Origin of the sequence: Psychrobacillus sp. PGGUH221, assembly GCF_042055255.1 — a bacterium.
GTDB lineage: Bacteria > Bacillota > Bacilli > Bacillales_A > Planococcaceae > Psychrobacillus.
In genome coordinates this window covers 64,920-77,132 of the sequence record NZ_JAQMHQ010000009.1, presented here as the reverse complement: position 1 = coordinate 77,132, position 12,213 = coordinate 64,920, and the positions used below count along the sequence as shown (strand labels likewise).

General features: G+C 33.5%; 12 protein-coding genes. 10 read left to right on the top strand and 2 right to left on the bottom strand.

Annotated features, from left to right (window positions below):
* Nucleotides 1-9 precede the first annotated feature (9 nt).
* From PGC35_RS15605 to PGC35_RS15580, 6 genes are all read left to right on the top strand, one after another.
* Entirely contained in the window at nucleotides 10-807 is a 798-nt protein-coding gene (locus PGC35_RS15605) for a hypothetical protein (RefSeq protein WP_375219828.1), read from the top strand.
* Between the two features lie 19 nt (nucleotides 808-826).
* Nucleotides 827-1,924 (top strand): glycosyltransferase family 4 protein, encoded by a 1,098-nt coding sequence (locus tag PGC35_RS15600; protein ID WP_375219827.1) that lies wholly within the window; start codon nucleotides 827-829, stop codon nucleotides 1,922-1,924.
* A complete protein-coding gene (locus tag PGC35_RS15595; protein ID WP_375219826.1) occupies nucleotides 1,921-2,829 on the top strand; it encodes an NAD-dependent epimerase/dehydratase family protein in 909 nt (302 codons plus the stop codon). Before PGC35_RS15600 ends, PGC35_RS15595 begins: the two co-directional genes overlap by 4 nt.
* A gap of 83 nt (nucleotides 2,830-2,912) precedes the next feature.
* Complete coding sequence (locus PGC35_RS15590) at nucleotides 2,913-4,478, top strand: GNAT family N-acetyltransferase (RefSeq protein WP_375219825.1); 1,566 nt, start codon at nucleotides 2,913-2,915, stop codon at nucleotides 4,476-4,478.
* Nucleotides 4,479-4,556: 78 nt separating this feature from the next.
* Entirely contained in the window at nucleotides 4,557-5,243 is a 687-nt protein-coding gene (locus PGC35_RS15585; RefSeq protein WP_375219824.1) for a hypothetical protein, read from the top strand.
* Nucleotides 5,244-5,280: 37 nt separating this feature from the next.
* Nucleotides 5,281-6,213, top strand: a complete 933-nt coding sequence (locus PGC35_RS15580) for a polysaccharide deacetylase family protein (RefSeq protein ID WP_375219823.1) — start codon at nucleotides 5,281-5,283, stop codon at nucleotides 6,211-6,213.
* 31 nt (nucleotides 6,214-6,244) lie between these two features.
* Here PGC35_RS15580 and PGC35_RS15575 read toward each other — a convergent pair whose 3' ends face one another.
* The gene (locus PGC35_RS15575) at nucleotides 6,245-7,459 is read right to left on the bottom strand and encodes an NAD(P)/FAD-dependent oxidoreductase (RefSeq protein ID WP_375219822.1); all 1,215 of its coding nucleotides are present in this window, start codon (nucleotides 7,457-7,459) and stop codon (nucleotides 6,245-6,247) included.
* A gap of 104 nt (nucleotides 7,460-7,563) precedes the next feature.
* Between PGC35_RS15575 and PGC35_RS15570 the strand changes: the two genes are divergently transcribed.
* Complete coding sequence (locus PGC35_RS15570) at nucleotides 7,564-8,445, top strand: 5'-3' exonuclease (protein ID WP_375219821.1); 882 nt, start codon at nucleotides 7,564-7,566, stop codon at nucleotides 8,443-8,445.
* On the opposite strand, the gene PGC35_RS15565 is transcribed toward PGC35_RS15570, so the two are convergent.
* On the bottom strand, nucleotides 8,442-8,954 hold the full coding sequence (locus PGC35_RS15565) for a C39 family peptidase (protein WP_375219820.1): 513 nt from the start codon (nucleotides 8,952-8,954) through the stop codon (nucleotides 8,442-8,444). The two genes, PGC35_RS15570 and PGC35_RS15565, sit on opposite strands and share 4 nt — an antisense overlap.
* 491 nt (nucleotides 8,955-9,445) lie before the next feature.
* Here PGC35_RS15565 and PGC35_RS15560 point away from each other — a divergent pair, with 491 nt between their 5' ends.
* Genes PGC35_RS15560 through PGC35_RS15550 form a run of 3 tightly spaced genes read left to right on the top strand, consistent with a single transcriptional unit; the run spans nucleotide 9,446 to nucleotide 12,213 of the window.
* Nucleotides 9,446-10,702 carry a GNAT family N-acetyltransferase gene (locus tag PGC35_RS15560; RefSeq protein WP_375219819.1) on the top strand — a complete coding sequence of 419 codons (1,257 nt, stop codon included), beginning with the start codon at nucleotides 9,446-9,448 and terminating at the stop codon, nucleotides 10,700-10,702.
* 16 nt (nucleotides 10,703-10,718) lie between these two features.
* The gene (locus PGC35_RS15555) at nucleotides 10,719-11,333 is read left to right on the top strand and encodes a TetR/AcrR family transcriptional regulator (protein ID WP_172794404.1); all 615 of its coding nucleotides are present in this window, start codon (nucleotides 10,719-10,721) and stop codon (nucleotides 11,331-11,333) included.
* A gap of 1 nt (nucleotide 11,334) precedes the next feature.
* A complete protein-coding gene (locus tag PGC35_RS15550; RefSeq protein ID WP_375219818.1) occupies nucleotides 11,335-12,213 on the top strand; it encodes a GNAT family N-acetyltransferase in 879 nt (292 codons plus the stop codon).

Genomic DNA, 12,213 nt, shown 5'->3' with positions numbered 1-12,213 from the left:
GAATAAAGATTGATAACAATTGAGAGAAAAATTTTAAATATAACTATTAAAACTTGTTTCTTTGTTAAGGAGCATCTCCAAAATGAACCGAGTGTCTCCATAATCGGCTATTCACATTCATTTATGCCCTTGAGTTCACTATCTAGTTATGAAACGCTTCACATTGACTTGATGAAAAGTGAAGATGAGCTAATGATGGGTATGAACCAAACAACAAGAAGGCAAATTAGAAGAGCTGAAGAGAAGGCTTTTGAGCGAGTGGTAATTGAAAAGCCTACAAATAATGATTTATTAAAATTTCAAACTTTTTATAACAATTTTGCTAAAAATAAAAAAACGCATTCTTGCAATTTATATCATATGCAAACAATGAAATTGCTTCGTGATCAAAATGCTCTTTTAATTACTTATATTAAACAGGATGAGGAAATTTTATGTTACCGCATCTATATTATAGATGATAATGTTGCCATGAATTTATACTCAGCATCACTTTTTCGAATGGCTGAAAGCGCAGAGACAAAAAAAATGATGGGTCAAGCAAATCGGTTATTAACTTGGAAGAGTATCCTATGGTTTAAAAATAAAGGTTACGACGTTTACGATTTTGGGGGATTAACGACTGATCAAAATATACGAAGATTTAAATTTGGGTTTGGAGGAGAAATTGTTCCTGTATATTTTGGATATCAAGCAAACTCATACGCTGGTTCAATTATATTAAAAATTAGAGATTTGAAATCAGTTATAAGCTCTATTAGGAATATAAATGTTTGGCCTATACTTTCAATTACATCTTTTCTATAACAGAAAATGGGGAATCGTGATGAAAATAGTTCAGTTAATCACACATTTAAATGAAATTGGTGGAGCTCAAGTACATGTTCGAGACCTTTCGCGTCGTCTATCAAAAGATCATACGGTTCATCTTATTCATGGTGGAGAAAGTACTGTATCTGATGACTTGATGGTAGAAGGGGTTTTCTACATGCATAATCGATTTTTAATACGAGATATACATCTAATTAAAGACTTTTTAGCAATTGTGGAACTAAGAAAAATGTTGAAAAGAATAAAACCTGATATTGTTGCTATTCACTCTTCAAAGGCAGGGATTGTAGGAAGAATAGCTTGTTGGTCTGCACGAATTCCATGTGTGTTTACAGCACATGGTTGGGCTTTTTCAGAAGGTGTAGATTATAGAAAACAATATTTTTTTCGAAAAGTAGAAAAGTGGGTTGGAAAATTATCGAAGCAAGTGATTACAGTCTGTGATAAAGACAGAAATCTTGCTCTTCGTCATGAAGTGTTGCAGCCAGAAAAAATTATTACGATTCATAATGGAGTAGTGGATACAAGAAATAGCGTGTTAGAAAGAGAAAACAGGGAAGAAGTAAGAATTATTATGGTTGCTCGTTTTGAAAAACCAAAGCAACAATTGGAGCTCATAAAGGCACTCTTGGTTGTGAAAGAATTAGACTGGCATATGATTTTTGTAGGAGATGGTCGTTTAAAACAAGCATCTGCGCAATTCGTGCAAGAGAATAATTTAGGACATAAAGTTACCTTCCTTGGAAGTCATTCAAACGTGGATGAGCTTTTAAAAGATGCAGATATTTTTGTGCTTACTTCTGCTTGGGAGGGACTTCCATTAAGTATTTTGGAAGCAATGGCATTTGGACTCCCGATTATCGCTTCTAATGTTGGAGGGGTAAGTGAAGCAGTCAGAGACTCGGAAAATGGGTTTCTGATACAGAATAATTTAACTGAAATTCTTCCTTTATTAATAGAAGATAAATTACTTCGAAAGAAAATGGGTGAAAAAAGCAGAGAAATATATGAAGCAAGTTTTACTTTTGAAAAAATGTATGAAAAAACAATTTCTACGTATCATAATCTACTTAAATTGGGGGAGAATGGTTGAAGGTATTAGTAACAGGAGCGGCGGGGTTTATTGGTTCTTATGTTGTACGTGCATTACTACAAGAAAATTATTCAGTGATTGCTTTAGATAACTTATCTACAGGCAACGAGGGTAATTTGGTTGCAGATGTTCCATTTTACAAGATGGATATTACAAATAGTGAGTTAGAAGCTGTTTTTCGAATTGAAAGGCCAGACTATGTTATTCATTTAGCTGCTCAATCATCCGTATTAAATTCGATGATTAATCCTATGGAAGACTGCCAAGCAAATTTGGTTGGTACACTTAATATTCTTCGATTATGTAAACAATTTGAAGTGAAAAAATGTATTTTTGCATCTACTGCAGCAGTTTATGGAAATCCAAGTATCTTACCAGTTACAGAGGAGAGTAAGCTGGCAACTCTTTCTTTTTATGCTTTATCTAAACTTTCTGCAGAAAAATATGTTCAGTTATATGAAAATCTTTTTGGTTTAAAAAGCTGTATATTACGTTTTTCAAATGTGTATGGTCCTATGCAAGCAGGTGGAGTAGTTACAAACCTTCTTAATCGTCTATTAAATGGGGAAGATCCCGTTATTTTTGATGGTAATCAAACTAGAGATTTTATATATGTGAAAGATGTAGCAACAGCTTGCATACAATCATTAATAGTTGATAAGACAGGTATCTTTAATATTAGTTCTTCAACGGAAGTATCAATACAACAAGTATATGAGAAATTATCGAAGCTTACGGGAGTTGAGTCTAACCCTATTTACGAATCTTTACGAAATGGAGAAATTGAAAGAAGCGTTCTTTCTAACGAAAAAGCTATAGCGTCTCTGAAGTGGAGCCCAACATATAGTTTTGTTAATGGATTGGAAGAAACAATTTCGCACTATGCCAATTTAAAACTTTCTTAGCATGAAAGGAGGATCACTTGGAGCTCATTCTAATTAAGTCGTATAAACATTTAAGTATATACGAAAAAGAATGGTCAGAAATCTTGGCAGATAATAAAAACACAAATCCATTTATAGAGTATGAATTTGTCTATAATTGGTGGAGGTTTTTAGGAGAAAAAGAAGAGGTAGAAATATATGCAGTAAAAGAAAACAATAAGATTACTGCTTTTTTTCCATTTCAAATAAAAAGAAAATGGTTTGGCTCCCTACTACATTTCCTAGCATTAGGTGATGCTAATTATATGGACATTGTTGTTAGAAATAGAGATAAAGATAGATTGATTATGTTTGTTTTTGATTCTCTTATTAAACAGAAGAAGCATATAGTTTTTAGTTTACACGGATTATTAGAAAGTTTAGGTACATCCGATAAATTATCAAATTATTTGAAAGCTAGAAGTCTTAAGGAGAAATACCGCTCGATTGTGACTCCCTACATTGATTTACAAAATCTTTCTTATGATGAATACATGAATACTAGAAAAAAGTTACATGGACTAGATCGCAGGGAAAAAAAACTAAGGTTACTTGGTGAGGTTAGATTGGAAATTTCACCCGCCGCACAAATGGAACGAATATTCGATGTGCATAAAAAAAGATGGGAAAAGAAAAATGATACTAGCGGATTTTCAAGTGATAGAAAAAAGGCTTTTTTTCGATATTTAGCTGAGCAATCTAACGGAGAATTTGGTGTCCGACTAACATCATTATCATTAGAAGATGAAATTATTGCTTTTACTTATGGTTTTTCCTGTAGAGAAAGATATCTAGATTATGTGTTAGGTCATGATCCTGATTTTGATGTATATAGTCCAGGTAGAGTTTTAGTTAAAGAAAAAATTAAAAAGAGTATAACAGATGGTTTTCAGAAATTAGATATGAGTATTGGTTATGAACCATATAAATTTGATTGGAATACAGATATTGATTATACTCGAAAAACAATTTTCTCAACGAATACTCTAAGAACTAAAATCTATCGAAACTTTTTATGGGCAAAAGAATATTTTATTTCTAACATAAGAAAACATTATTCACTTGTATCTTTTAGAAGAAATACTTTAGGTAAGATACAGTATTATTTACGAAATGAAGAAAAAGTTAATAGAAAAATATATACCTGGTATAAAAAAGTTCAACCATTAGTATATGAAAGAAAACAATATTACATCGCTAAATTATCAGACCTTAAAATAGAGATGAATTGTAACTTTCAAAATATATCTTCGGAATCAGTATTAAATATTTCAGGTAACAGGAATGAAATATTACAAAAAATCTTTAACGGTTATAAAGGGTACTATAATACAGAAATTCAAAAAGCTTTTTGGATCAATGAAAATCTAATACGATTAGATGATATGGAAATAGTTATCAACTTAAAGAAAAAAAGTGTTTATATTAGGGATTGGGAAAATGAAGATTTAGAAAAAATAATTTCATTCGTACAAATAAAATACCATCCACAACATATATTCATCCATATTAACAAGTATGATAAGGGAAAAGTTGAAAAACTTAAATCTATCGGTTTTCAGTTTACAGAAATGTTTTCGTACTCAAGAATATTTGGGAAGAGAAAAATAAAAGCGGTAGAATTAATTTAAAAAGAAGGTGCCCTTATTATCCTTTTAGAGAGAAAGTTTCTAAATATAAAAATGAATACTTATTACTTTTTAAAAGAGTTGAATTTAAATGAAAATATATCAGATGTACAAGGGTTTTCACATTCTATAATTCCGAAAAAACCACTAAAAAGAATTGAAACAGTTCATATTAATTTAACAAAAAGTGAAGAAGAGTTACACCAACAACTTCACCGTTCTAATAAAAAACAAATCAAAAAAGCTTCAACTAAATTATTAACTATAGAGGTAATAGACAAACCTAGATATGAAGATATCCGCACATTTCAAAAGTTTTATAATCAATTTGCTAAAAATAAAAACACATATCCTTGTAACTACTTTCATGTCCATACAATGAATATGTTAATAGATAAGCATGCCCTTGTTATAACTAGAATCTTAAATGAAGAAAGTGAAATTCTTTGTTACCGTGTATATATTACAGATGGAGAAACAGCTTTTTCTCTTTACTCAGCATCTTGTTTCAACCATAAAGAAAAATCGGAGAAAAAAAGATTATTAAGTGAAGCGAATAGGTATTTACTCTGGCAAAATATACTTTACTTCAAAAAACATAACCATAAAATATACGATATGGGTGGACTAACTGACAATGAAAATATCCGCAAATTTAAAATGGAATTTGGTGGAGAAATCACGGATGTATATTCAGGGTATGAAGCGAATTCAAAAGTAGGCAAATTTGTTCTATGGTTACGTTCAAAGAAGATGAAGAAAGGATGACATACTGGGAGCACTTGTTATTTCACTAGATTTTGAATTGAACTGGGGGGGAGTACATGATGTTTTTACTCTTGAGGAATATGGTGAAAATATACTTGGGGCTAGACGAGCTATCCCTCGGATTCTACAGCTTTTTTTAAAGTATGATATTCATGCAACTTGGGCTATCGTGGGTATGTTATATTGCAAAAACAAAAAGGAACTGTTAGACAGGTTAGAGCAACTAAATATTACTTATGTAGATGAGTCATTTTCGCCTAAAAATAATCTCCCAAACGTAGGAGAAAATGAAACTCAAGATCCCTATCATTTTGGTTCATCACTTATTAATATTATTAAAACAATTCCAAATCAAGAAATCGGCACTCATACTTTTTCTCATTATTATTGTTTGGAAGATGGTCAACGTATGGAACAATTTGAGGCTGATCTTAAAGAGGTTGTTGGTCTCAATCAAAATGCTACATCCTTAGTGTTTCCACGAAACCAAACGAATATGGATTATTTAAAGATGAGTAAAAAATATGGAATTACTGCTTTTAGGGGTACTGAGGATAGTTGGATTTATAGACCGTATACAAGTAAAACAAATACGAAAATAAAACGAATCCTTCGGTTAATTGATGCCTATGTGAATTTGACAGGGCATCATACATATTCATTTGTAGATATACAAACAGAACCACTGATAAATATACAATCCAGTAGGTTTTTAAGGCCATATAGTAAACGATTTAAAGTTGTAGAGGGATTACGTTTGCGGCGTATCAAAAATGGATTGACAAAAGCAGCCAAGTCTAATGAAATATATCATTTGTGGTGGCATCCACATAATTTTGGAATGAATATCGAAGAAAATTTACTGTTTCTTGAAGAAATCTTAAAGCATGTGGAGTATTTAAAGACCAAATATAATTTTCAGAGTATGCATATGCGAGATGTTGTGGATGTTATGAAAATTATTTCATAAAAAAACGAAGGAAATCAAAGCCTTCGTTTTTTTATTTTACCCCACACTTCCTGTCTAATTGTACAATCCCAGCATCATCATTTGGTTTTCCTGTAACTAAATCTTTTAGTATCTGTGAACCAAGCATGCTATAAACCGTCCCATTTCCTCCGTATCCAAGTAAGTAATAATGTTTTGATTTTGTGGGATGTTCACCGATGAAAGGAAGATTATCGATAGATTCTCCGAAGCTTGCTGCATATGCAAAGTCAATTTCAATATTGTATGAAGGAAATAATTCTTTGGCCTTTTCCAATAAATTATCCGCACGTTGTTGTATTAATTCCTGAGAATAGGGAGCATCTGGTTGATCTTCATCTAATCCACCGACAATTAATCTGTTCTCGACCGTCGACCGTACGTATAAGTATGGTCGTTTTGTTTCCCAAATAAGTGCCTGTTTGTACCAATTGTCGAAGTTGTTGATTGGATTACTTACAAATACATAGGAACGATTTATGTTAGCGCCAATGCGTTTTCCAATTGGAACGGTTTCGTACCCAGTAGTGAATATAATGTTATTCGCTAAAAAGGATTGTTCTGAAGTTCTAATATCTAACTGACCATCCGTTTCATAGACATCTTCTACCTCTACGTAGGGAAATAAATGTACACCCATTTCCTCTAATCTTTGTAGTAACCCTTGTACAAATTTTAATGGGTTTATTTCCGCATCTTCCATCGTTACTAATGCTCCAGGTTTAGAGAATGCTAACTTCTCTCGCATTTCATTTGGTCCAAAATAATCACTTGGAAAACCATATTTCTGTAAAGTTGTATACTCCGCTTTTATTTTTTCTACATCATTTTCATCACTAGCAAAGCAAATGCTTGGACGACGAATGAAATCACAATCTATATGTAATTCATTTACTATTTTTTCAAGTTCGTCTACTGCTTGATAACAAAGTTTATAAAATTGCACTGCATCTTGCTCGCCAATTTGTTCAATTAGTTCATGGAGCATTACATCATTTGAATATTGCAGTAGCCCTGTGTTTGCACTTGTGCTTCCAGTTCCAAATTTTCTTTTATCGAGTATAGCAACCGAAAATCCTGCTTCTACCATTGCTAAAGCTGTTAAACTACCTGACATTCCTCCACCAACAATGATCACATCGTAAAGTTCCAGTTTGTCAAAATTAGCACTAGGTTCAAATGGTTCTGTTGTAGATGGCCAATAAAGTGATCCATTATGTATTTTCATGTGAGAACCCCCAAATATTGATATCCATTCTAATACCCATAGTTTCGAAGATTCAATCACAAACATGTTATACTTAAAGTAATCTACTATAAAGGGTGTTTGACATGACAGAAGATAAACCACATGTATTAGTAATAGATGGTATGGCCTTGCTGTTTCGGTCTTTTTTTGCAACGGCAATGTCCGGTAATTTCTTTAAAAATTCTAAAGGCATTCCTACAAATGCAGTCCAAGGCTTTGCAAGACATGTATTAGCTGCACAAAATTTAATGCAACCAACCCATCTTGCTATTTGCTGGGATAAAGGTATGCAAACTTTTCGTAATGAGCTATATGATGGGTATAAAGCGAACCGTCCAAAGCCAGCAGAAGAATTAATACCACAATTTGATATGGCACAGGATTTGTCTGCACATTTAGGATGGATGAACTTTGGGATAGTTGGGATGGAGGCAGACGATACGATTGCTTCTATTACACATAAATGGCAAGATGAAGCTCGATTTACGATTGTAAGTGGAGATAAGGATTTACTTCAGCTTCTTCATCCTTCTACGGAGATTGCGTTTACGAAAAAGGGATTTACGATTTATGATGTTTATAGTGAAGCTCGCTTTTTAGAAGAATACGGTATTTCACCGCTTCTTTTTCCTGATGTAAAAGCATTCATGGGAGATTCTAGCGATGGTTATGCTGGAGTGAAGGGGATTGGTCCTAAAACGGCATTACAATTGGTTCAAACATATGGGACTGTGGATAAAATTCTCGAGTCTCTTCATTTATTAAAAGCAGGGCATCGAACTAAAATAGAAACAGATTTGGAAATGCTTCAACTATCTAAAGAATTGGCAACAATTCGACGTGACGTTCCAATAGAAGCAGAACTAGATCAGCTGTTTGTACAAACTATTTCAGACTCAAAATTCGATTACTTATATGATAATGGATATACTATTTTAGCAAGACAACTCCAAAACCAACTTTAGTATTTTGGAGTTACTTGTACAAAAGTTAAAATAGGTGCATCATCCGAAAAGCGTATTTTACGGATTTGACTTGCTCGATGGCGACCTCCATTATCATGAATTATTAAAAATAATTCATCCTCTATTAGTTCAAATCCTATAAGAGGTACCCAGTGATAAGCAAATGTAAATTTTCTTTTCCAACGGAATGAAAAGTATTTATCAAATTTTAGAGCAACAGGTCGTCCCTTTTTTAATTCTTCTAAAGCCGTTCCAAGTGTGCACTTTTCCACCTTCCAATTGGGTCCAAGTAGTTTACGTAAATTACGTACAAAACGATGTGTAAACAATCCGATACGAGTGCCACCCAATCTTTCATAAAGCTCGTTCGGTTGATAAGGACATGCATTTGGAAAAAGATAGTTTAATAGAACATATGCTGTGACAGGTCCACAAGCGGAAGCCTGAAAGTTTGTTTGGATGGACGAATCATATTGAGAATGCCCTTGTACAGGCAATTGTATTTTCATATGGAACCTCCAAAATGCGAATTTGATTATTGAAAAGTTCTTCCTATAAAAAGAGTAGAGCTCAGATTGACGACAAAAATATTTTTATAAACGGTTATGAATAAAATCTTCTTTATCCAATTAAAAATAAAGATAGTAGTTTTCTATAAGGAATTGTTTATAAGGTAAGGATCACCACGAAGACTCCTGTGGGAATAGCTTGAGCAGAAGACCCCGCAGGAACGCAGTGACGAGGAGGCTGAAGCCAAGCCCACGGAAAGCGAAGTGGGGGTCCTTGCCGAATTTAATATTATACTCTATACACCCAAAATCGATTTTGTCTACAGTCTAAGCTCTTCCTTTAAATAGGAAGAGCTTTTTTATATAATTTAATCTTCCTTCTAGTTATTTGCAACAGAAACAGTATATAAGAAAAGTATTGTTAAAATAATTTGACTATTTTATAATAAAACCGACTGAGTAGTTTATTTACATTTAAAGGGGGTAAAGGTTTGATTCGACGTATAATAACGAAGGATTTTGAAGGTGCTGCTAATCTTGTCGCACTTGCATATCCAGGCATGCATATACAAACGCAAGAAAGTAAACAGGCATTTATAGACCGTATAAAAAAAGAAGATGAGGAACAAAATGGTATTCAATATTTTGGCTATTTTAATGAAGTAGAAGAACTTATTGGGTTATATCGCTTAAATGAATTTGAATGCAATATAAATGGTAAATTTCAACGAATATTTGGTATAGGGATGGTTGCTGTTCATCTGCTTCATAAGAAAGAGAAAATCGCTTTTAAGCTGCTTTCTCATTTCCATGATTATGCAAGGCAGGAAAATGTATCGCTCGTATCACTTTATCCCTTTAATCCTAGTTTTTATCGGAAGATGGGCTACGGATATGGTCCAATGAAGTATGAATTTAAGATTGAACCACATGGGGTTGTTAGTGACGGGGAAAAAGGACTTGTACAGTTTTTATCTCCGAACGATGAAGAAGCAATCGTATCATTATATAATGACTACGCTCAAAAGCATCATGGGATGATCAAAAGAACATGGAATGAGCGGCTACGAATAAGAAATGCAGTGACCAATTATGTAGGTGTTAAAGAAAAGGAACAACTAATTGGTGCATTAGCATTCTCGTTAGAACCAGTAAAGGATAGTCACTTCTTACATCAACAGTTAATCGTACATGAATGGATTTGGTCCAATCCAAGTGCATATAAGCAATTAGCTGCTTGGTTGCAATCTCAACAAGATCAAGTGGACCGTATAGTTTTTCGTACGAATGATCAGTCCTTTTTGTATGCACTTACCAATCCTTTAAACGGTTCCAATCATTTAATACCTAGTGCAAACCATGAAGTTGCAACAACTGGATCAGGATTGATGTATCGGGTTTGTAATATTATTTCATTTGTTCATACGACAAATTTTCATAATCTTAAAAGACCGGAAGAGTTTACTAGAATATTAATAAAGTTGGAAGACTCTTTTGTAAAAGAACAGAATGGGTTATATGAAGTCGTTTATAATGGAGACTTTTGGAATGCCATCAAGCTAGAAAATTCGAATGAAAAAGCAAACATTTCGATTGGTATTCATGATTTAAGCTCTTGGTGGATGGGGTGTGTTTCGATTGAAGCGCTTCAAAATTATGGGGAAGTTACTTTATATAATGTAGAGGCAAAAATACTAGATGAGTGGTTTTCATCTAGAATTAGCCCAATTTGCTTTACATCGTTTTAAAAGGGAAGTGTTCACTTTGACACCAAAAGTATCGGAAGAATACAAGGAAGAGAAGAAAAAAGAAATAATTCAGGCTGCAGCAACTGTTTTTGGTGAAAATGGGTTTTACTCTACGACGATGGATGATTTAGTGAAAGCTTCTGGGATGAGTAAAGGTGCAATTTATCATTACTTCAAAAGTAAGGAGGAAGTATACGATCATATGCTTCAACAGCAGGTAGAACAGACTATTTCTGTTTTAGCAGATAAGTTCTCACATGTTCATTCCTCCATAGAAAAGATGGAGATGCTCTTCGATTTATACACATCCAACGAGTGGTTGAAAGAACCAAAATTAAATAGTGTAAGAAACCAATTAGAGCACTGGATTGCTGGAAGTAGAGAAGTAGAACGAATGAAATACGAGAGACATAGTGAAATTTTTTATGACCTTATCCGTACTATTTTAATAGAAGGTCAAAATAGCGGAGAGGTTTCAAGAGAACTCAATGCATTACACGCGGCTAAACTATTTTGGAGTATGATTGATGGCATGCTTTTACATGCATCAGTCTTACCTTCCTTTTCTTATTTGCAAATTGTGAGTACGTCAAAAGAGATGTATATAGCATTTCTACAAAGGGGAGCTTAGGATGATTACGTTTAAAACAATGGAAAATTTATCTTTTAAGCAAGCACATGAACTTTTTATAAATGGATTTGAAGGTTATTTTATACCGATGAAGATGTCACTTGATGCTTTTGTGATCCGTATGGGAAATGAAGGTCTCTCTCCAGAACTTTCAATTGTAATGTACGATGCAGATCAACCAATAGGTTTTGTATTACAGGGGATAAGAGAGATAGATGGTCAAAAAATAGCATGGAATGGTGGAACAGGAATCATTCCTGCATATAGAGGGAAAAAACTTGGGACTGTTCTGATGGAAAAAGCGCTTGATTTACTAAAACAACAAAATGTGTCTGTAGCTACTTTAGAAGCGTTGTCTGTAAATAAACCTGCAATAAAGTTGTATGAAAATGTCGGCTATGAAGTAATCGACACACTACACTTTTTGGAATCAGAAGGCGAGCTTCCTTATAAGGAAGATTTAGTGAATGAATTTACTATTAAACGAATTCCTGCATTACAAGCCGCACACGGTCATATTTTTCCTACGCGAGTACCATGGCAGGTGGATCCTTCCATAACTCCTAAAATAGGGGGAGAGGCGGTCATTGCAACAAAAAATGATGAGATATATGCAGCTTGCCTTATAAGAAAAAAACAACAATATGGATCTGAACCAGAAGGTGTCACATTATTTCAAACGGTTATGAAAAAAGAAAGTGAGGAAGGGGAGCGAGCACTCCAATTAGTATTGCAGGAGGGGCTTGATTTCAAGCAACCACTTAAAAGAACAACTTATAATTTATTGGATTTGAATCATAAGACGATTTCTTTCTTACAAAAGAATGGGTTCAAAAATACGGAGATATCACAAGTTTTTATGGTTAAAAATATTATATAA